The sequence below is a fragment of the Pseudomonas sp. SWRI50 genome, assembly GCF_014269095.1.
Classification (GTDB): domain Bacteria; phylum Pseudomonadota; class Gammaproteobacteria; order Pseudomonadales; family Pseudomonadaceae; genus Aquipseudomonas; species Aquipseudomonas kermanshahensis.
Genome location: NZ_JABWRW010000037.1, coordinates 1 through 21204, shown reverse-complemented (window position 1 = coordinate 21204; position 21204 = coordinate 1). Strand labels below are relative to the sequence as shown.

The window sequence follows — 21204 nt, the reverse complement described above, 5'->3', positions numbered from 1 at the left end:
CTAAGGCGGCAGGCGTATCAACAAAGGCGCCTGCCGCTGTTCCGCCTGCGGCGCTATCGGCTGCTCCACCGGCCGCGGCGCACTGGCCAGCAAACTGTCCTCGACCTGCCCCGACAGGTAATACACCCCCGCCATCGCCCCGCTCTGGCGGTTCTCCATCAACTCCTGCCATTCCTGGTTCAGCGCCACGTTGAGGATCACCCGCAACTGTTCGACCATCTGCGGTTGTTCACGGCCGTGGGTGATCATGCCGTACCCGGTTGCCGCCACCGAGATCATCGCCCCAGCCACCTTGCCCACCGCAGAGGCCACGGCACTGGCGATGCCGCGTGGGGCCAGGGTGGCGCCGAGCTTCTCGCTGGCGCGGGTGGCCACCGACGACAGGCCCACGTCGGTCTGCCCCGGGCCTTTGCTGGCTTGTTGGTGCAAATGCTCACGCATGGCTTGCCAGGCCGGTTGTTGGTCCAGCGACTTGGCCCGCAGCAGTTGGTAGAGGCTGGCGTTGCGTGCAGCGGGCGGGCCCAGAGCGATGGCAGGTATCCGGTTGAGGCGCTGGCTGAATTGCTCAGCCGGTGCGTTGTAGCGGGCGATGATGCCAGGCAGTTGCTGGCCGAACAGTTGCACGTACAGTTCACAGGCGCGGTCGCGAATACCCTCGGGGTTGATCTGCTCGGCCACGTGCTCGATCACCCGTTCGTGGTACTGCTCCTGCAGGTATAACGCCAGGCGTTTTTCTGCAGGCTCACGGCCCTCGCCACTGTCGATCTTGTACCAGGCGACCTTGAGGGTCAGCCATTGTTGGGTCCAGTAGCCGGTGAACCAGGGGATGAAGTCGCTCTCGGTGCGTTGCTGCACCTGCTCCTTCCACACCCGCATCGAGCGGCGGGCGTAGTCGTTGGCCGACCCGGCGGCACCGACCGAGGCCTCGATCAGGTCCTGGTCGATGCGCTGCCAGGCAGCGGGGGTGAGCACGGCGGGCGGTGGCGGGGCGGGCGGGCGCTTGCTCGCACAGCCGCCGAGGGCCAGCAACAGGCACAGTAGCAGTAAGGGGATACGCGAGCTCACGCGGCCGCCTCCCTGGGTAGAGGCTGGGGTGGTTTCTCGAGTATAGAGAGAAGGCTGCCAGTAGGAGCGGCCTTGCGTCGCGAAAGGGCTGCGAAGCAGCCCCAGGATTTCAGCCTCACCGAAACATTGCAGGGGGCCGCTTTGCAGCCCATTCGCGACGCAAGGCCGCTCCTACAACGACGAAAAACTCAGCCCAGGTCGAGCTTGTCTTGCAGCCGGTCCAGGTGCTCGTGCATCAACGCCAACGCTGCGGGGGCATCACCTGCCTCGACCGCATCGATGATCGCCGCATGTTCTTCCCAGGCACAGTGGTCGCAGCAGGGCGACTCATAGCGGGCGATGATCAGCGAGGTCATCGGCACCAAACCGTTGAGAAACCGCGCCAGCGGGGCGTTGGCGGCGACCTGCGCGAGCTTCAGGTGAAACTCGCCGCCCAGGCGGATGGCCGCGCAGCGCTCACCGTTTTCGTGGTGCTGGCGCTCCCGCTCGACCAGCAGGCGCAGCTGGCGGATCTGCGCCGGCCGGGCGCGTTGCGCGGCGAGGGTGATCAAGGTGGTTTCGGCCAGGCGCCTGGCACTGAGCACCTGGCGCGCCTGGTCGGGGTCGGGTGCGGCCAGGTGCGCGGTGTGGCTGGGGCGCTGAACCACCACCTGTTGGTCCGACAGGCGGCCGAGCACCCGGCGTATCACCGTGCGGCTGACACCAAAGGCATGGCCCAAGGCCTGCTCGGGCAGCAGCGCACCTGGCGGCAAGCGCTGTTCAAGGATTGCGTCGAACAGCCGTGGGTAGATCTGGTCGGCCGACAGGCGAGTTTCGCCGGCGGCGAGCAAGGCAGGCAGGCGGGGGGCGGCGTGGGCGCAGGCGGTCATGGTCGCTCTCCTGGGTCAAGGGCGGGGGTGTTCGTCCGGGATGTTGAGTTGGATGCCCATGCGCTGGCCTTCGGCAAGGATGTGCTGGCGCATCTGGGCGCTGGCCTCGGCGCTGTTGCGTTCGCGGATGGCGCGCACCACGGCATCGTTTTCCTTCAGCCGTGCGGCCAGGTGTTCGGGCGAGTTGCGCAGCATGTCGGCGCTCTGCTTGAGGGCGTTGCTGGTCTGCTGCACCACGCTCTGGAAGATCGGATTGGTGGTCAGGGCGAACAGCGCCTCATGCAAGGCGATGTAGGCTCTGACCCCGGCTTCGCTGTCATCGGCCTCCAGCGCTTCGCGCATGTCCATCAGCGTCAGGCGCAATTGGCCGATGTCGTGGCTGTTGGCCGATTGCGCGACCAGGCCGACGATGAAGGGCTCGAGGGTGTAGCGCAGCTCCAGTACATCGGCCAGGCTGGCCGACGCGCTGGTGTCGATGCTCGGCTCCTGCATGGCAGCATCGGCATCCAGCACCAGCACGCCTTTACCGGGCAGCGCGCGCACCAGGCCCAGGGTTTCCAGCACGGTGACGGCTTCGCGCAGGCTGGGGCGGCTGATGCCCAGTTGTTCGGCCAGTTCGCGCTGGCCAGGCAGCATATCGCCGGAGCGCCACTGGCCTCGGGCCAGGGCTTGGCGGAGTTTTTCCACCACTGAGTTGACGACGGTCGATGAGCTGATCACGGTTCGCTCCTGGAAGGGCCGGCGTCATCGCCGGCCGCGTTCGATCAGAATTCCTGTTGATGGATGTTGGGCTGCTTGCGGGGCGTGTGGGCAAAACCGGGTTTGCCAGCGAGTACGTTCTGCGCGCGCTCCAGGTCGATGTCCTTCTCCCAGCGCGCGATGGCCACGGTGGCCACGCAGTTGCCGATCAGGTTGGTCAGTGCCCGGCCGATACCCATGAACCAGTCCACCGCCAACACCAGCACCAAGCCCACCACCGGAATCGCCGGCACGGCGGTCAAGGTGGCAGCGAGGATCACCAGCGCCGAGCCTGGGATGCCATGAGCGCCCTTGGAAGTCACCAGCGAGACCAGCAGGATGGTCAACAGGTCGGTCATCTCCAGTGGCGTGCCGGTGGCGTTGGCGATGAACACGATGGCCAGGGTCAGGTAGATGGAGAAACCGTCGAGGTTGAACGAGTAGCCGGTCGGGATCACCAGGCCGACGGTGGAGGTACCGATGCCCAGGTGCTCGAGCTTGCGCATGATCTGCGGCAGCACGGCGTCGGAAGAGGCGGTGCCGAGGACGATGGTCAGCTCTTCACGCAGGTATTTGATCAGGGGCAGCAGTTTCAGCCCCGACAGGCGCATGACTGTACCGAGGACAATCAGCACGAAGCCGGCGCAGGTCAGGTAGAACAGTGCCACCAGGCCACCCAGGTGTTGCAGCGACTCGAGGCCATATTTGCTGGTGGTGAAGGCGATTGCGCCGAACACACCAATGGGCGCCAGGCGCACGATCATGCCCATGATACGGAAGATCACGTGGCTAAGTTCGTTGATCAGCCGCGAAATACCTGCCGCCGAGTCGCCCACCAGGTTCAGCGCGCTGCCGAACAGCACCGAGAACAGCAGCACCTGCAGGATGTTGTTGTCAGCAAAGGCGCCGATCACCGACGTCGGGATCAGGTCCATGAAGAAGGCGGTGGCACCATGGATGTGCTGGCCGCGCTCGGCCAGGCTGCTGGCGTCGGCGCTGGACAACTGGTCCAGGTGGATGTTGGCACCGCTGCCAATGCCGCTGGTGAAGGCGAACACCAGGCCGATCACCAAGGCGATGGTGGTCAGTACTTCGAAGTAGATGACTGATTTCAGGCCGATCCGCCCAACCTTTTTCAAGTCGCCAGCACCGGAGATACCGCTGACCACCACACAGAAGACGATCAAGCCGATGAGCATCTTGATCAGCTTGATAAAGCCGTCACCGAGGGGTTTGAGTTGCAGGGAGACTTCGGGGAAGCTGAGGCCGCAGGCAATGCCGAGGGCAAGGCCCAGCACGACTTGCAGGAAGATCGAACGCGAGCACCATTTGAGCATGGGAGTGATCTCTGGTCGGTGTCCTTGCTTCGATGCCGCGAGGGTCAAAGAGCGCAGGACTTAATTATTGTGGTCTTACCGGTTTGTTCAGCGCGAGGCCATAAAAGCGCGAAAAATCCTACATTGCAAGTGATTTTGGCCTTACCGGTCTGACCAGTTGTGGGGCAATTGGCCCTGCCAGGCTCTAATTCGGTGCATGCCATTTATCGGGGCTGAACAGCGCCCCCAGGTTAACCGATGAATCAGGTCAGGGCTTGGCCAACGCCTGGTCCACTGCTGCAATCAGCTTGCCAAGATCTTTGGGCGGGGCGTTGTGGATGACACCGAACAGATAGGCGCGCTGCTCCTCTTCGTCGTCCGGTTCGGCGAAGAAGTCCTTGGGTTTGATACCCAGTACGCCTGCGAAGGCCATGAGCGCATCGACGCTGGGGGTGTAGGCGCCGGTCTCGAAACGGCTGATGGTCTTGGGGTCGAAGCCGGTTCGCTCGGCGAATTGTGCCTGGGTCAGACCCGCCAGCTTGCGGTAGCGGCGCAGGGCAAAACCCAGAGCTGATCTCGTCATCACTTAATTCCCATTTAGAATCAAGAACTTAACGATATCTATCCGCATGGCGCAACGCCATGATCGATCACCTTTATTTGATTTATGTGATGAATTTCGTAGAATTCGCGGCTTGACCGGACAGTCATCGTCGAGTTTCCAGTGTCATTCGGCCTCATGCCGGTATGGCTGGAAGCGCATGTGCACATTGGAGCGGATCGCTGCGTATCGGTTCCGATGGTCGTCGATGGGAAGGGTGCCGGTTCGTCAGTGAATGGAGTCTCATCGTGCGTCTCAATCTCCCGGTAACCCCGGTCGAGCAACGTTTCCCCTCGGGTCAGCGGCTGATTTCCGCCACCGACACCGCCAGCCACATTACCTACTGCAACCCCGAATTTGCCGCCATCAGCGGTTACAGCGAGGCCGAGCTGATCGGCAGCCCGCACAACCTGGTGCGCCACCCCGACATGCCGCCAGCGGTGTACGCATTGATGTGGCGCTACCTCAAAGCCGGCAAAAGCTGGATGGGCATCGTCAAGAACCGCTGCCGCAATGGCGACTTCTACTGGGTCAATGCCTACGTCACGCCGATCCTTGAAGACGGCCGGGTGATCGGCTACGAATCGGTACGGGTCTGCCCGACTCGCGAACAAGTCAGCCGTGCCGAGGCCCTGTATGCGCGACTGCGTCAGGGCCAGGCGCCGCTGTCGTACGGCCGCCGCCTGGCGTTGCTGGGCCAGGCCATGGCCTTGCCGCTGCTGGGTGGGGTGTTGGCGGTGAGCGCCAACCAGTTCTGGCCAGGCTGGCCCGGGCAGGGCCTAACCCTTGCGTTGTTCGCGGCCTATGGCCTGTGGATGCGCAACGACTTGGGCCGCCAGTTGCGGCGGGTCATCCAGGGCGCCGAAGGCACCTTCGCCGACCCCACCGCGGCGTTGACCTACAGCGACCTGCCGGGCGCCGCCGGGCAACTGCAGCTAATTTTGATTGGTGAAGAGGCGCGCCTGAAAACCGCGTTGACCCGGCTCAGCGACCTGGCCACGCAGATGGCAGTAGCCGCGCACGATGCTGGGCGTCTGTCGCGCGGTACCGAAACGGCCCTGCTGGAGCAGCGCGCCGAAACCGACCTGAGCGCAACCGCGATGGCCGAGATGACCGCCTCGATCGGCGAGGTGGTCAACCATGTGCAACTCACCGCCGCCGAGGCGCATACCGCGCACCTGCTGGCCGAGCAGGGCAGCCGCGTGGCCGATGCCAGCGGCACGGCGATCCGCGCCCTGGCCGGCACCGTGGACCAAATCAACCAGGCGGTCACCCACCTGGCTGGTCAGACCGGCGCCATCGCCGAGGCGACGGGGATGATCCGGGGCATTGCCGAGCAAACCAACCTGCTGGCGCTCAATGCCGCTATCGAGGCCGCCCGTGCCGGTGAGCAGGGCCGTGGCTTTGCCGTGGTGGCCGACGAGGTGCGGGCGTTGGCCGACAAGACCCGGCAGTCGACGTTGCATATCCAGGCCATTATCGATGGCCTGCGCAGCGGTGCTGAAGAAGCCGTGGCCATTGCCAGCCAAGGCATTCAGGGCGCCGAGCAGGGCGTTGCCCAGGTGCAGGAGGCCCAACAGGCGCTGCACGGTATTCGTGAAGCGGTGCAACGCATCAGCGGCATGAGCCAGCAGATGGCCACAGCCTCGCAGCAGCAGTCTGCCGTGGCTGAAGAGGTGTCGCGGCAGATCAACGGTGTGGCGGGCATTGCCCAGCACAGCGCCCATAGCGCCAACGCTGCCGCCTCGCGCGGTGCCGAGCTGGAAGAGGTGTGCGCCGGATTGCGCGCCCTCGTGGAGCGCTTCAACCGTTAGGGCAGGATGCTTATGGACGATAACTATCGCGCGGCCGTGGACGCGGCCGCGATCTTTTCCGAAACCGACCTGCGTGGCTGCATCACTTACGTCAACCAGCAGTTCTGCAGCATCTCCGGTTACAGCCGCGACGAACTGCTGGGCGCCAACCACCGCATTCTGAATTCCGGCCTGCACGAGCCGGAATTCTTCCTCGGCATGTGGCGGGCGCTAACGGCGGGCAAGGTGTGGAAGGGCGAGATCTGCAACCGCGCCAAGGACGGTTCGTTGTACTGGGTCGACAGCACCATGGTGCCGCTGGTCGACCCGCTGACCGGCAAGGTGCGCAAGTATGTGTCGATCCGCTTCGACGTCACCGAGAAGCGCCAATTGCTGCACACCTTGCAATGGCGGGTGGGGCACGATGTGCTGACCGGGCTGCCCAACCGCGCCTACCTGTCCGACCTGCTCAATCAGGCACTGGCGTTCTCGCGCCGTGAAGACATCCCGCTGGCGGTGTGCATGCTCGACCTGGATGGCTTCAAGGCGGTCAACGATGGCTACGGGCATGCCACTGGCGACCTGTTGCTGGTCGAAGTGGCGCAGCGCTTGAAGGGCATCTTGCGCGGGGGGGATGCCGTGGCCCGGTTGTCGGGTGACGAGTTTGTGCTGATCCTGCGCAATGTCAGCGACGACCGCCAGTTGCATGCGGCCCTGTGCCGGGTGCTGCGGGCGCTGGCGGCCACCTATGTGGTGCGCGAGCACACCCTCTCGTTGAGCGCCAGTATTGGCGTCACGCTGTACCCGCTCGACGATGAGGACGCCGATACCCTGGTGCGTCACGCCGACCAGGCCATGTATGTGGCCAAGCAGCGTGGGCGCAACCGTTACCACGTGTTCGATGTGTCCCAGGAGCAGGAACTCAAGGCCACCCACCAGACTGTGACACGGGTGCGTCGGGCACTGCGCAATCGCGAGCTGTGCCTTTACTACCAGCCCAAGGTCAACCTGCGCAGCGGTGAGGTGCTGGGTTTCGAGGCGTTGCTGCGCTGGCAACGGCCGGGCCGTGGCCTGGTGCCGCCGGGCGAGTTCCTGCCGTTGGTGGAACAGACCGACCTGATCATCGAAATTGGCGAATGGGTGATCCACCAGGCGCTGAGCCAGTTGCAGACCTGGCAAGGGCAGGGGCAGCCGTGGTCGGTGAGTGTCAACATTGCTGCGCGGCATTTGCAGCGCAGTGATTTCGTCGAACGCCTGGAACAGTTGCTGGCGGAGCACCCCGGGGTTGACCCGGCCCGGCTGGACTTGGAAATCGTCGAGTCGGTGGCCATCGACAACCTGCAGCATGTCAGCCGGTGCCTGGATGCCTGCCGGGCCTTGGGCGTGCGCTTTTCGCTGGACGATTTCGGCACCGGCTATTCGTCGCTGAGCTACCTCAAGCGCTTGCCGACCCAGACCATCAAGATTGACAAATCGTTCGTGCGCGACATTCTCCATGACCAGGATGACCTGGCCCTGACCGGGGCGGTGATCGGGCTGGCGCGTGCGTTTGGCCGCGAGGTGGTTGCCGAAGGCCTGGAGAGTGTCGAGCATGGGCGGGTGCTGATGGCACTGGGTTGCGAGCTGGCGCAGGGGTATTTCATCGCCAGGCCGATGCCGGCGAGTGAAGTGCTGGCCTGGGCGCAGGGGTATCGGCAGCCTGAGCAATGGCGCAGCGTTAAAGGCTGAAGTCCAAGCGCTTGCAGCCGAATCGGCTGCGGGCGACACGCCCTGCAGGGGGCCTGCCACCCGCTGTACGTCAGGCGGCCTGGAACAGAGCCTGGGTCAACTGCCGGTAGAGCTGGTCTCGCGCCTGCTGGCGGGTGCTGAGCAGCAGGCGGCCAGCCAGCGCGTAAAGCTCGTCTTCGCCACTGTAGCGCCCCGACACCAGGTCGATGCGCTGCAAGGTGCCCTCCACCCGCCATGCCAGCCCCGGTACGGTGTGGGTCTCGCGCTCCAGCGCGGTGATGAACGCCAACGGAACAGCGGGCCCGCGGTAGGCACCGGGCGCGGTGGTGGGTTCACTCAACTCGGTGTAGTACTCCGAAGCAGCCTCCCAGTCACGTGCGAGCGTTTCGAATGGCTCAGGCCGTAGCCGCCGAACCCAGGCGCGCCAGAAGGGTTGCTCACTCGTCCAGCGTGCCAGGAAGGCAGCATCCGCCTCAGTTTCGACTGCCAGGGCCAGGCGTTGCAGGGTGGCCTCGCTCAGTTGCGCCAGGTAGCCAAAGGCGATCTGCCCAGGTTGTTCGGGCAGGCCCAGGCGTTCGCGCAGGGCGATGCGTGCGACCAGGGCGATTTCAATTTCGTCGGGCGGTGTTTGTGGGTCGCTCAGGTGTGCATCGCTCAAATCGTCTTCCGCCACCAGGGCTGGTGCGGCCTGGCGTTCGCTGTCGTTTTGCGCATCGCTCAAGGCCTGCCGGCGTGCCCGGCGAGCGTTGTACAGGGCGCCTATGCGTTCATCCAGGCGGCCCTGGCGGGCCAGGCCAGTGGCGACGGACACAGCGACCGCTTCGTCGGTGGCGCCGGGGTGTGCGGCAGCCACGCTACGCCACACCGACACCTGCGTTTCGACCCGCTGGAACAGCAGGCTGGCCTGGTCCACGCAGGCCTCGGCTGCGTCGTTGATCTCGGTGAGTACTTGCTCACGCAGTTCGGCGAGGCCCCAGCCCGCGTCACCGACGTCTTCGCGGGTGAGCGTGCGCAGTACATGCACGATGCGCTCACGCGTGCGCACCGGGTTAGCCAGGTACTCCGGCGTTTGCGCCATGCGTTCGGTCAGGCGGTACACGGGCGCCCACTCAGCGTCTTCGGCATTGGCCTCGCGGTGTGCCTCAAGCTCGGGGGGCAATTCGATCACCCAGGCCTCGTCCTCCAGGGCTTCTATGTCCGGGATGGCCGTCAGCCCTGCGCCGAACAGGCTGCGTTGAGCCTGCTCACTGAAGGGGTTGTCGTCGAAGTCGTAATAGGTGCCTTCATCCCCGCTACGTATCGCTTCAGCGAACGCCGTGTCGTGCAATTCGGGTGCATCGACCAACCGGTTGCCACTGAGGTCGAGCGAGCGCAGCACGAGTGGGCGTTGATTCATCAAGCCTGGCAGGCCTTCGGGCCATTGGGTGATACCGGCGCGGTCGAGGTCTAGGGTTTGCAGGTGCTGCCAGCCGGTCACGTCGGGTGCCAACTGCAGTGGGTTTTCCCCTAGGCGCAGCGAGTGCAGCTGGTTGAGGCGGCCCAGCGCCGCGCGGCTTTCTGCGGTGAGGGTGATTTCGCACGAGCCCAGGCTCAATTCGGCCAGCGCGGGCCAGCCTTGCAACGCCTCGAAGTGTTCGGTTTGCAGTGCGAGCCTGTTCAAGTCGGCCCTCAGCGCGTACAGGTGCTGCAACTGGCCGAGCCGCTGCAGAGCGGCGACCGGCAGGCTCTCCAGGCCGCCAGAGAGGTTGAGCCGCTGCAGGCGGGGCAGGCGCGTCAGTAGATCGATATTGTGTGCCTCCTGCAAAGCCACGACGTTGCACTGCAGGTCCAGGGTTTCCAGTTCCGCCATCTGGGCCAGGGCGCCGGGCAGCAAACGCAGCCTGTTGCTGGCCAGGTCCAGGTTACGCACGCCAGGGAAGGCCTGCAGGAAGCCATCGAGGTTGATCGCTTCGCCATGGGGTGAGTCGACGACCGTCAGCCACCGGACGTGCTCCAGGCGCGTGGGTAAGGTCGGCAAGGCGCCCAGGTCCTGGGCTTCCAGTGCCAGTTCCAGCTGATCGGCCTCCACGCCTTCCCTGCGCCAGGCCTGGCGTATGCGCCGTGCGGCCTCCGTCCGCGCAGCGGTGCGTTGTTCGAGGGTGTCCATCGCCAGGCCTTCTGTGTCATTTACCCAGCCATCCAGTGTGGTGTTCAGGCGCTGGTACTCTTCGCGCAACTGTTCGAGCAGCCGGGTGAAGGCGCCTGGGCTTTCACCGGCCTCCAGGCGCAAGCGCTGGCGCAGCCACTCGCGGTCACCGGGGTGGCGGCTGGGGTACAGCGTGTCGAACAGCTCGTCGTCATTCAGCCAGCCCCGGCCACGGCCGCTGAGGGGGTAGCCGACACGGCCGCCCGGCGCGAGCCGTGTGGGCCGCCGATACAGGGTGCGCACAGGCGCCATACCTAATTGCTTGGCGGCGTACGTGCGGTTGCCGGCGGCCTGTTCGAACAGGGCGTCACGCAAGGGCAGCGGGTCATGTATCTGCAAGCCAAGGGCGATGCGCTCGCTGTCAGGCAGGGCGTTGAGAATGGCCTGGTAGAGCGTCGTGTGGCCGGCCAGCGGTTGGCCGTGTTCGTCGTAGGGTTGGTAGCCCCGATCATCGCGCACCACGGTTTTGCCGTCTCGTCCCTGGGCGTCAGTGCCCTGCAGTCGTGGGCCTTGCAGGTTGCCCTCTCGCAATTCGAGGTACACCTCGCCCGTCCAACCCGCTAGCCGTCGCAGAAAACCCACGGCCAGGGCATCACGGTCCTGCACCGGGCCGCTGTGCTGATAGAAGCGCAGCAGCGCACGGTCCAGACGGGCTTCGTGCTGGTAGGCACGGGCTGTTTCGGCTACCGAGAGCGGCAATCGGCCCCTTCGTTGGCCAAGGGCCAAATCCTTGGTACGGGTGTTGGCAAGGATCTCGGCCTTGGCTCTGCGGCTAAGGGACGGGAAGTCCCGGCCAAGCAGCAAGGTGGCGGCGTCAGTGCTGGCTGCCGAGGGGGTATCGGTGGCGCCCAGTGCTTGCAAACAGTCGAGCAGCAGGGCGGGGGCGGCTTCCTGATCGACCACCACGCGGCGCACGGCTGCTTCGCTGAAACCACTGCAGTGCAGTGCGCGCAGCAGGGTTTCATCACTCACCGCTGGGCCGCTGTTGGCGATGCGCCGCACCAGTTTGGCCGCGTCCCACGCCAAGGGCTGTTCGTGCTCCAGCAACCACGGCACCTGGCCATTGCCGAGCAGGCGAGGGGCGCGTTGATGGCCTTTCGCGTGTGCCAGCTGCCAGCGACTGTCGGGGGCTTTTTCCAGCGGCATGGCCTTGCCCTCCAGGTTGATCCACGGTTGGCCCTGCCAGTGGTGCAAGCCATCCGCTCCAGGGGTGCCTGGCGGCCAGGGCGCCTCGCGGGTGAAGGGGCGCAGGTCGCCGTGCCACAGGCGCTGGCCTGTTCTGCCGGGGAGGCGTGTCCAGTTTTCAAGGGGGCCTGCCAGCTGGACCGCGCTGTGCACGGCACCCAGTGCCGCAACCTGCAGCAGGCTGTTGAGCACACCGAACAGATGGCTGATGGCGGCCTCGGTTTCGCCTTCGTTCAGCGCATGGACGCCTTCGAGGAACTCGCCCACGATTTGCGCCCCGCCGACCACTAGCATCACCTCGCCCAAGGCAGGCACGAAGAAGCTGGCCACATTCAGTACAGTCAGCCCCACACCCAGCCAACCGAGCAGCCGGGCAGTTTGCGCCGCCGCGTCGAACTGCGCCGTGGGCACAGCCAGTGTCACGGCATCTGCCAAGGTGGTTTGCACCTGGTTGCTGGCCCTGGCGGTGAAGCATTCGCCGGGCCACGGCGTGAAGTCCAGTGGTAGGCGGGCGTTCTTATCCAGGGTTTCTTGCCACAGGTCGTGGGGCGAGGGGAACAGCCGGTTGATCCAGTTGAATGACTCACCTTTCTCCAGTGTAGGCGGGGTCGGGTACAGCGCTGCGTAGGGGTAGCGCGGGTAGAGTATGTGCCGCAAGCGGGCGGCGAAGGCGGGTTGCTGCGCGTGGCTGACAAAGCGTTTGAAATACACACGAAAAGGCTCCTCCCATAGCCGCTTCGTGAGTGCTGTGCCGACGGCCTGCAAGGACGAGTACTGGTGCAGGGCGCCTTGGGTGTCCCCGGGCAGGTAAAGCAGGCACGGTTCGGTCTGCCCGTGTGGCTCGAGTCGCAGCAGCAGGGCGCCACTCAGCGGGAAACCGAGCAGGCTCAGGTAGCCACATTGCAGGCGTCTCGCCCCGCCGAGCGTCTGTACCTCGCGCGCGCCAGCAAGCGCGGCCTCGCCCAAGGCTTCGCCGCGGCTGTCGATGTGCCCTTGCAGCTGCGCTGATAACAATTCGGCCGCGAAGGCGGCGCGGTCCTGCTCACGCAGCAACGCGCGAAAATCAGCGGTGTCGACGTGCTCGCGCAGGTGGTCCAGGTAGCGCTGGCCAAGGTCGAGGCGCCGTACGCCTTTCACGAATCGCACGGTGTCGAGCTGTTCCAGTTCAGGCGCATCCTGATTGGCATAGAGGCGTACCGGCGTGTCCGCTTGCAGGTTCTGCAGGGCGGCTTCCAGCCAGGACCGACTGCGCAGATGGCCCGTGGTGCGCTCGGTCAACACGGTGGTATCGAGTGGGGGCAGCGACACGCCGGGGTACCAGTGAGCGAGTGCGTCCTTCAACAACGGTCGGCAGAACGCCTCTACCGATTGCAGCGGGGCAAGGGCCTTCTGCAGTGCGCGTGTGGCGCGGTGGCTGTGCAGCAAGTGGGTTTTCAGGGCCTCGCGCTGATGCGGGGAAGTCTGGCGAAGCCAGCCGGGCAGGCGCTGTTGAATCAGGCCTACGTGATGGGGGTGCAAGTGGCTCATGGGCTGCTCCTGACAGGTTGGAGCAGCGAGGGTAATGACCCGCATTAGCCCGGCTTCAGTATGCTGATAGCACCTTCAGCGCCCACCCTGCAGGTGGGCGGGTTCGAGCCCCTGTTCACGCAAGCGTTTGTACAGGGTGGTGCGGCTGATGCCGAGCAGGCGTGCCAGCGATGAGATATTGCCGCCACAGCTGTGCAGCAGGTTGGCCAGGTCCGTGGCAGGGGCGGGTGGCGGGCAAGCGCGAGGTGTGCCAGCCTGGGCAAGGAAACACGCTGAAAAGTGTTCGGTGCCGATGGGCTGGCTGCCAGCGAGGGCCAGCGCCACCTGCACTACGCTGTTGAGCTGGCGCAGGTTACCTGGCCAGGGGTGGTGCAACAGCAGGTCGAGTATGTGCGGGGGCAGTTGCCGGGGTTGCCCGGGGGCGAGGTGCCGGGCGTGCACCTGCTCAATCAGCGCGCGCCGATCACTGCGTTCGCGCAAGGCGGGCAACACCAGGGTCAACCCGGCCACGCGGTAGTAGAGGTCCTCGCGAAACTGCCCGTTGCGCACGGCTTCGGCCAGGTCGCGGTTGCTGGCCGAAACCACGCGGATGTCCACGGTCACCGGCTCACCGCTGCCCAATGGCTGGATGCTGCGCGATTGCAGCACACGCAGCAGCCGGGCTTGGGTCGGCAGCGGCATGTCGCCGATTTCGTCGAGAAACAAGATGCCGTGGTCGGCCTTGCGGATCAGCCCGGGGTTGCCCTTGTGGTGGGCGCCGGTAAAGGCCCCTTTGTCATAGCCGAACAGCTCCGACTCGACCAGCTCGGCGGGGATCGCCGCGCAGTTGACTGCAATCAGCGGCTGCCCGGCGCGGCGGCTGGCGCGGTGCAGGGCCTCGACGAAGACTTCCTTGCCAACCCCGGTTTCGCCCTGGATCAACACCGGAATGTCTTTTTCCAGTAACAGGCTGGCCTGGGCCAGGGCGTTGTCCATACGTGGGTCGACAGGGCCAGGGGCCGGGCGCTTGGGGCTGTGGCGCGGCGCTTGCCACTGGCAGTGGAAGCGGTGGCGCCCGGCGGCCTGCAAGGCGAAGGGTTGTTGCGGCGGCTGGGCTAGCAACTGCTGCAACGGGACTTGGAACAGTTGCTCGAGGTTTTGCCGCAGCGGGTTGTCGCCGAGCAGGCTGTCGGCCCGGTGATTGGCCGCAATGACCTGGCCGCGCTCATCGAACACCAACAAGCCCGCCCAGGGGCTGTCGAGGTTGTCGGAGGCGCTGTTGAACAGCAGTTGGGCGTGGTGGTCGGCATGCTGCGCCAGTATCAAACGGTTCTCCAGGCTCTGGCCCATCATCCGTACCAGGCCGAGCGTCTGGCTGGCAGGCAAGTACCCGTCGCTGGCCACATCGAGCGCGCCGACCAGCTGCCGTTCGCCATCGAACACCGGCGCCGCAGCGCTGCACAGGTAGCGGTTCTGGCGCAGGAAGTGTTCATCCTGGCCCACATGAATTGCCTCGGCGCAGACCAGCGCCGTGCCGAGTGCGTTGGTGCCCACACCGCGCTCGTGCCAGTGCGCGCCGGCACTGAAGCCGTGGCGCTGGCGCGGGTCGACGAAGCGCCGCGAACCCCAGCTGTCGAGCAGGCAGCCACCGGCGTCGGCCAGCATCACCAGGTAGCTGGCGTTGCCCAGCAGGTGTGCGTACTGCGGCAGCACCTCATCGCGTGTCAGGCGCAGCAGGGCCTGGCGGCGCTCCAGCAGGGCGCTCAGTTCGGCCGGCGGCAGGCAATCGAAATCGGGTGGGCTTTGCGGTTGCAGGCCGTGGTCGCGACAACGCGCCCAGGATGCCTGGATCAGTTGGGCATGCGGCGAAGCGGATGCGGCCATGGGCCTGTCCTGTGTGATTGTTGTTATCAGCCGACCGCTGTTCAGTGTTGTCCACCGTTGTTCATTGTCAAACCTTCGCGTGTTCAGTTGTGCAGCGAATGTGTTCAGCTGTGAACAGGCCATGGCTGACCTTGCGCGGTGAAGGCGCGCGGCAGAGCGTTCAGGCCGGGCTGGCACGAAACTCGCTCTGCCCAGCGGACAACAATCCTAAAAAGGCCACGCCATGTCCTTGGTGCTGGAGCAGGTCAGCCGCAGTGTCGATAACCAGGCCTGCATCGTCGATGCGTCCCTGCGTTTCGAGCCGGGTTCGTTCAACGTTTTGCTCGGCCGCACCCTGGCCGGCAAGACCAGCCTGATGCGCCTGATGGCCGGGCTCGACCGCCCGGACCTAGGCCGTGTGCTGCTGGACGGCAACGATGTCACCGGGGTGCCGGTGCGCCTGCGTAACGTATCGATGGTGTATCAGCAGTTCATCAACTACCCGACCTTGAGCGTGTACGAAAACATCGCCTCCCCGCTGCGCCAGGCGCGCCTGGCCGAAGCGGAAATTCGCCGGCGGGTGCAGGAAACCGCCGAGATGCTGCGCATCGAAGCCTACCTGCAGCGGTTGCCGCTGGAGCTGTCCGGCGGCCAGCAGCAACGCACGGCGATGGCCCGGGCGCTGGTCAAGGACGCCTCGCTGATCCTGTTCGATGAGCCCTTGGTCAACCTCGATTACAAGCTGCGCGAAGGCCTGCGCCAAGAGCTGCGGGCGTTGTTTGCGGCGCGTAATTGCATTGCCGTGTACGCCACCACCGAACCCAACGAAGCGCTGGCGCTGGGCGGCACCACGACGATCCTGCATGAGGGGCGCATCGTGCAGAGCGGCCCGACCGCTGCGGTCTATCAGCAACCCAGCAGCGTGCTGGCCGCCGAGCTGTTTTCCGAGCCGCCGATCAACCTGGTGCCTGGGCGCATCGCCGGCAACGAGGTGAGCCTGGCGCAGGCGGTACACTTTGCCCGCAATGCCGACCTGCAGCGCCTGGGCGATGGCGACTACCGCTTTGGCGTGCGGCCCAGCCACATCACCCTGGTGCCGACCCATGATGATGACCTGGAGCTGGCGGTGCTGGTGGAGCTGGCCGAGATCAGTGGCTCGGAAACCTTCCTCCACGTGCGCAATGAACACTGGCGGATGACCCTGCACCTGCCGGGTGTGCACGAGTACCAGGTGGACACCCCGATCCGCGTGTTCATCCCCACGCACAAGCTGTTTGTCTTCGACGCTGCCGGAGCCTTGGTGCAGGCTCCAGGCGTGCGTCAGGCGAGGAGTCGCTGATGGCCGAGATCCGCCTGCGCCAGCTGGCGCACAGTTACAGCCGTCAACCGACCTCGGAGGCGGACTACGCCCTGCACGCGCTGGAGCATGTGTGGGAGCAAGGCGGCGCCTATGCCTTGCTCGGGCCTTCCGGGTGCGGCAAGTCGACCTTGCTCAATATCATTTCGGGGCTGCTTACGCCCTCCCATGGCGACGTGCTGTTCGACGGCAAGCCCGTGAACGCGCTGTCGCCGCAGGCGCGCAACATCGCCCAGGTGTTTCAGTTTCCGGTGGTGTACGACACCATGACGGTGTTCGACAACCTGGCCTTCCCCCTGCGAAACCAGGGCGTGGACGAGGGCAGGGTGCGTGCCCGGGTCGAAGAGATCGCCGAGGTACTCGACCTGTCCGCTGTGCTGAAAAAGAAGGCGCGCAACCTCAGCGCCGACGAGAAGCAGAAGGTTTCGATGGGCCGTGGCCTGGTGCGCGATGACGTGTCTGCGATCCTCTTCGACGAGCCGTTGACGGTGATCGACCCGCACCTGAAGTGGAAGCTGCGGCGCAAGCTCAAACAGATCCATGAGCAGTTCAACATCACCATGATCTACGTCACCCACGACCAGTTGGAGGCTTCGACCTTCGCTGACAAGATCGCGGTGATGCACGGCGGGCGCATCGTCCAGTTCGGCACCCCGCGCGAGTTGTTCGAGCGCCCGCGGCACACCTTTGTCGGCTACTTCATTGGCAGCCCCGGCATGAACTTCATCGACGTGCGTGCCGAGGCCGATGGCGTCAGCTTTGATGGCTTGCACCTGACGCTGCCCGAGGGCCTGCGCGAACGCATGGCGGCAACCGCCGGCGGGCGCCTGCAAGTGGGCATCCGGCCGGAGTTCGTGCAGCTTTGGGACGGCCCGCTCGACAACGCGTTTGCCGTGCAGGTGCTGGATATCGAAGACCTGGGCACCTACCGCATCGTCACCTTCCAGCTCGGCAGCGCCACGCTCAAGGCGCGCCTGGGCGAGGATCGCCCGCTGCCGGCGGGGCAGGCCTGGGTCACCCTGCCGAGCCAGTGGCTGATGCTGTATGTCGACGATGTACTGCTGGAGGCCGGACCATGAACAAGGTGCGCAACAACAAGGCGTGGTGGCTGGTACTGCCGGTGTTCGTGCTGGTGGCGTTCAGCGCCGTGGTGCCGATGATGACCGTGGTCAACTATTCGGTGCAGGACATCTTCGACCAGTCCAACCGCTATTTCGTCGGTGCCGACTGGTACCGCCAGGTGTTGCGCGACCCGGCCTTGCACGATGCCTTGCTGCGCCAGTTCATCTATTCCGGTTGCGTGCTGTTGATCGAAATTCCACTGGGCATCGCCATCGCCCTGACAATGCCGACCAAGGGGCGCATGGCCTCGGTCTGCCTGATCGTGATGGCTATTCCGCTGCTCATTCCCTGGAACGTGGTCGGCACCATCTGGCAAATCTTCGGCCGCGCCGACATCGGCCTGCTCGGTGCCACGCTGGCCAAGCTTGGGGTCAACTACAACTATGCCGGCGACCCGTTCGATGCTTGGCTCACGGTGCTGGTGATGGACGTCTGGCACTGGACGTCGCTGGTGGCGCTGCTGTGTTATTCGGGCCTGCGCGCCATACCGGATGTCTATTACCAGGCTGCCCGCATCGACCGGGCTTCGGCCTGGGCAGTGTTCCGCCATATCCAGCTGCCAAAGCTGAAGAACGTGCTGCTGATTGCAGTGATGCTGCGTTTCATGGACAGCTTCATGATCTACACCGAGCCGTTCGTGCTGACCGGTGGCGGGCCCGGCAACGCCACCACCTTCCTCAGCCAGACCCTCACGCGCATGGCGGTAGGGCAGTTCGACCTGGGGCCGGCCGCGGCGTTTTCGCTGGTGTACTTCCTGATCATCCTGCTGGTGTCGTGGCTGTTCTATACCGCCATGACGCACGCCGACAAGGACTAGGCCATGAGCGCGCGCAAAGCAGTGCCACTGTTGCTGTACTTCTTCTTCCTGCTGGTGCCGATCTACTGGCTGCTGAACATGTCGTTCAAGAGCAACACCGAAATCCTTGGCGGCCTGACCCTGTGGCCGCAGGCATTCACGCTGGACAACTACCGGGTGATCTTTACCGATGCGAGCTGGTACAGCGGCTATATCAACTCCCTGTACTACGTGTGCCTGAACACAGTCATTTCGCTGGCGGTGGCGTTGCCGGCGGCCTATGCCTTCTCGCGCTATCGCTTCCTCGGCGACCGTCATCTGTTTTTCTGGTTGCTGACCAACCGCATGGCACCGCCGGCGGTGTTCCTGCTGCCGTTTTTCCAGCTGTATTCCTCGATTGGCCTGTTCGACACGCACATTGCCGTGGCGCTGGCCCACTGCCTGTTCAACGTGCCGCTGGCGGTGTGGATTCTTGAAGGCTTCATGTCGGGGGTGCCGAAAGAGATCGACGAAACGGCCTACATCGACGGGTACAGCTTCCCGCGCTTCTTCGTGAAGATCTTCATCCCGCTGATCGGCTCCGGCATCGGTGTGACGGCGTTTTTCTGCTTCATGTTTTCCTGGGTCGAACTGCTGCTGGCGCGCACCCTGACTTCGGTGAACGCCAAACCTATCGCAGCGGTGATGACCCGAACCGTGTCCGCTTCGGGGATCGACTGGGGCGTGCTGGCGGCGGCCGGGGTGTTGACCATCCTGCCCGGCATGCTGGTGATTTGGTTTGTCCGCAACCATGTCGCCAAGGGCTTTGCCCTCGGCCGAGTGTGAGGAGGGGAGCACATGGAATGGATGGCCTGGACCTTGCCCACGGCGCTGTTCTTCGCGGCCGTCGGCGTGCTGCTGTTGTGCATGACCCTGCTTGAACTGCGCCGCCCCTGCGTGGAGCGGCGCGGCTTCCTGCCGATCGTCACCAGCCGTGGCGACCGGTTGTTCATCGGCCTGCTGGCCAGCGCCTACCTGCACTTGCTGGTAGTCGGGATCAGCGACTGGCCTTTGTGGGTGGCCTCGCTGCTGTCGCTGGGCTGGCTCGTGGTGGTGTTGCGCTGGGGCTGAGCGACGGCTCCGGGAATAACTCAATCGGGAGATCACAATGTTCCACAACAATCACAAACGGCGACATTTGACCCTGGCCGCGTTGCTGGTGCTGGCCAGCGTGCACGGGATGGCGTGGGCCGACCAGTACGAAGACGCGGCGAACAAGTGGATCGGCAGTGAGTTCAAACCGTCGACCCTGACCCCTGAACAGCAGTTGGCCGAACTCAAGTGGTTCATCAAGGCTGCCGAACCGTTTCGTGGGATGAAGATCAACGTGGTGTCGGAAACCATCACCACCCATGAATACGAGTCCAAGGTGCTGGCCAAGGCATTCAGCGAGATCACCGGCATCCAGCTGACCCACGACCTGCTGCAGGAAGGCGACGTGGTGGAGAAGCTGCAGACACAGATGCAGTCGGACAAGAACATTTATGACGGCTGGGTCAACGATTCGGACCTGATCGGCACGCACTTTCGTTATGGCAAGGTCGAGTCGATCACCGACCTGATGGCCAACGAGGGCAAGGCCTACACGTCGCCGACGCTGGACTTGAAAGACTTCATCGGCATCTCCTTCACCACCGCGCCGGATGGCAAGGTCTACCAACTGCCTGACCAGCAGTTCGCCAACCTTTACTGGTTCCGTGCCGACTGGTTCGAGCGGCCTGAGCTAAAAGCCAAGTTCAAGGAAAAGTACGGCTATGAACTGGGCGTGCCGGTGAACTGGTCAGCCTACGAGGACATCGCCCAGTTCTTCACCGAAGACGTCAAGGAAATCGACGGCAAGCGCGTGTACGGCCACATGGACTACGGCAAGAAAGACCCCTCGCTGGGGTGGCGCTTCACCGATGCCTGGTTCTCGATGGCCGGTGGTGGCGACAAAGGCCTGCCCAATGGTTTGCCAGTGGACGAGTGGGGGATTCGCGTCGAGGACTGCCACCCGGTGGGCTCGAGCGTTACCCGAGGCGGTGACACAAACGGCCCCGCGGCGGTCTATGCGACGCAGAAGTACGTGGACTGGATGCGTGCCTACGCGCCCAAGGAAGCCCAGGGCATGACCTTCTCTGAGGCGGGCCCGGTGCCGGCCCAAGGCAACATTGCCCAGCAGATCTTCTGGTACACGGCTTTTACCGCCGACATGACCAAACCCGGCTTGCCGGTGGTCAATGCCGACGGCACGCCGAAGTGGCGCATGGCGCCGTCGCCGAAAGGGCCGTATTGGGAGGAGGGGATGAAGTTGGGCTATCAGGACACGGGGTCGTGGACCTTCTTCAAATCCACCCCGGAGAAGCAACGCCTGGCCGCCTGGTTGTATGCGCAGTTCGTAACTTCCAAGACCGTGTCGCTGAAAAAGACCATCGTCGGCCTGACGCCGATTCGTGAGTCGGACATCAACTCCCAGGCCATGACGGACCTGGCGCCCAAGCTGGGTGGGTTGGTGGAGTTCTACCGCAGCCCGGCGCGGGTGCAATGGACGCCCACCGGCACCAACGTGCCCGATTACCCGCGGCTGGCGCAGTTGTGGTGGAGCCATATTGCCGAAGTGGCCAGTGGCGAAAAGACCCCGCAGGAGGCGCTGGATGGCCTGGCCCGCGATCAGGACCGCATGATGGAACGGCTGCAGCGTTCCAACGCACAGGCGACCTGTGCACCGAAGCTCAATCCAGAAAAGGATGCCCAGTACTGGTATGACCAGCCGGGTGCGCCGAAGCCGAAGCTGGCCAACGAGAAGCCCAAGGGCGAGACGGTGAGCTACACCGAGTTGCTGAAGTCGTGGGAGGCAGCGCGCAAGTAATCGGCTGATGACCGCGTTGGCCTTTTCGCGGGGCAAGCCCGCTCCCACAGGTTCATCGCTGTCTTGAAGCCAGGTGCCGAACTTGGACTGCCCCCAAGAAGTTGGACACCAATCCAACCCTTGGGGGATCTATGGGCAAGTACACCGAGCAGTTCAAGCTCAAGGCGATTGCAGCCTACCTTGATGGCAGCCA

15 protein-coding genes and 1 pseudogene are annotated in these 21204 nt (G+C 64.5%); 9 read left to right on the top strand and 7 right to left on the bottom strand.

Features of this window, described 5'->3' with window-relative positions:
• From HU750_RS25700 to relB, 5 genes are all read right to left on the bottom strand, one after another.
• The gene (locus HU750_RS25700) at nt 1–1065 is read right to left on the bottom strand and encodes a hypothetical protein (protein WP_186683124.1); all 1065 of its coding nucleotides are present in this window, start codon (nt 1063–1065) and stop codon (nt 1–3) included.
• Between the two features lie 188 nt (nt 1066–1253).
• Nucleotides 1254–1934, bottom strand: coding sequence for a GntR family transcriptional regulator (locus HU750_RS25695; protein ID WP_027593970.1), 681 nt, complete (start codon nt 1932–1934; stop codon nt 1254–1256).
• Nucleotides 1935–1949: 15 nt separating this feature from the next.
• Nucleotides 1950–2654 carry an FCD domain-containing protein gene (locus HU750_RS25690; RefSeq protein WP_186683123.1) on the bottom strand — a complete coding sequence of 235 codons (705 nt, stop codon included), beginning with the start codon at nt 2652–2654 and terminating at the stop codon, nt 1950–1952.
• A gap of 44 nt (nt 2655–2698) precedes the next feature.
• The gene (locus tag HU750_RS25685; RefSeq protein ID WP_027593968.1) at nt 2699–4009 is read right to left on the bottom strand and encodes a C4-dicarboxylate transporter DctA; all 1311 of its coding nucleotides are present in this window, start codon (nt 4007–4009) and stop codon (nt 2699–2701) included.
• Nucleotides 4010–4256: 247 nt separating this feature from the next.
• Entirely contained in the window at nt 4257–4571 is a 315-nt protein-coding gene (gene relB, locus HU750_RS25680) for a type II toxin-antitoxin system RelB family anti-toxin (RefSeq protein WP_186683120.1), read from the bottom strand.
• A gap of 164 nt (nt 4572–4735) precedes the next feature.
• On the opposite strand from relB, the pseudogene HU750_RS27685 reads away from it, so the two are divergent.
• From HU750_RS27685 to HU750_RS25670, 3 genes and pseudogenes are all read left to right on the top strand, one after another.
• Nucleotides 4736–5167 (top strand): annotated as a pseudogene (locus HU750_RS27685) (PAS domain-containing protein); the annotation flags it as partial.
• A gap of 126 nt (nt 5168–5293) precedes the next feature.
• Nucleotides 5294–6403: a methyl-accepting chemotaxis protein gene (locus HU750_RS25675; RefSeq protein ID WP_371097562.1), complete on the top strand. Its 1110-nt coding sequence runs from the start codon at nt 5294–5296 to the stop codon at nt 6401–6403.
• A 12-nt stretch (nt 6404–6415) separates the two neighbouring features.
• Entirely contained in the window at nt 6416–8110 is a 1695-nt protein-coding gene (locus tag HU750_RS25670; protein ID WP_186683118.1) for a putative bifunctional diguanylate cyclase/phosphodiesterase, read from the top strand.
• A gap of 70 nt (nt 8111–8180) precedes the next feature.
• On the opposite strand, the gene HU750_RS25665 is transcribed toward HU750_RS25670, so the two are convergent.
• Together HU750_RS25665 and HU750_RS25660 are read right to left on the bottom strand one after the other, a co-directional pair.
• On the bottom strand, nt 8181–13007 hold the full coding sequence (locus HU750_RS25665; RefSeq protein WP_186683116.1) for a dermonecrotic toxin domain-containing protein: 4827 nt from the start codon (nt 13005–13007) through the stop codon (nt 8181–8183).
• A gap of 75 nt (nt 13008–13082) precedes the next feature.
• Entirely contained in the window at nt 13083–14870 is a 1788-nt protein-coding gene (locus tag HU750_RS25660; RefSeq protein WP_186683114.1) for a sigma-54-dependent Fis family transcriptional regulator, read from the bottom strand.
• Nucleotides 14871–15093: 223 nt separating this feature from the next.
• Between HU750_RS25660 and HU750_RS25655 the strand changes: the two genes are divergently transcribed.
• The 6 genes from HU750_RS25655 to HU750_RS25630 are packed head-to-tail and all read left to right on the top strand — an operon-like array spanning nt 15094 to nt 21011.
• Nucleotides 15094–16188 carry an ABC transporter ATP-binding protein gene (locus HU750_RS25655; protein WP_186683112.1) on the top strand — a complete coding sequence of 365 codons (1095 nt, stop codon included), beginning with the start codon at nt 15094–15096 and terminating at the stop codon, nt 16186–16188.
• Nucleotides 16188–17285 carry an ABC transporter ATP-binding protein gene (locus tag HU750_RS25650; RefSeq protein WP_186683110.1) on the top strand — a complete coding sequence of 366 codons (1098 nt, stop codon included), beginning with the start codon at nt 16188–16190 and terminating at the stop codon, nt 17283–17285. Before HU750_RS25655 ends, HU750_RS25650 begins: the two co-directional genes overlap by 1 nt.
• A complete protein-coding gene (locus HU750_RS25645; protein WP_099453466.1) occupies nt 17282–18145 on the top strand; it encodes a carbohydrate ABC transporter permease in 864 nt (287 codons plus the stop codon). The genes HU750_RS25650 and HU750_RS25645 overlap by 4 nt, the downstream gene beginning before the upstream one ends.
• A 3-nt stretch (nt 18146–18148) precedes the next feature.
• Entirely contained in the window at nt 18149–18949 is an 801-nt protein-coding gene (locus HU750_RS25640; protein WP_027593960.1) for a carbohydrate ABC transporter permease, read from the top strand.
• A 12-nt stretch (nt 18950–18961) separates the two neighbouring features.
• Nucleotides 18962–19234, top strand: coding sequence for a DUF2160 domain-containing protein (locus HU750_RS25635; RefSeq protein WP_186683108.1), 273 nt, complete (start codon nt 18962–18964; stop codon nt 19232–19234).
• 37 nt (nt 19235–19271) lie between these two features.
• On the top strand, nt 19272–21011 hold the full coding sequence (locus tag HU750_RS25630) for an ABC transporter substrate-binding protein (RefSeq protein WP_027593958.1): 1740 nt from the start codon (nt 19272–19274) through the stop codon (nt 21009–21011).
• The last annotated feature ends 193 nt before the right edge of the window (nt 21012–21204 follow it).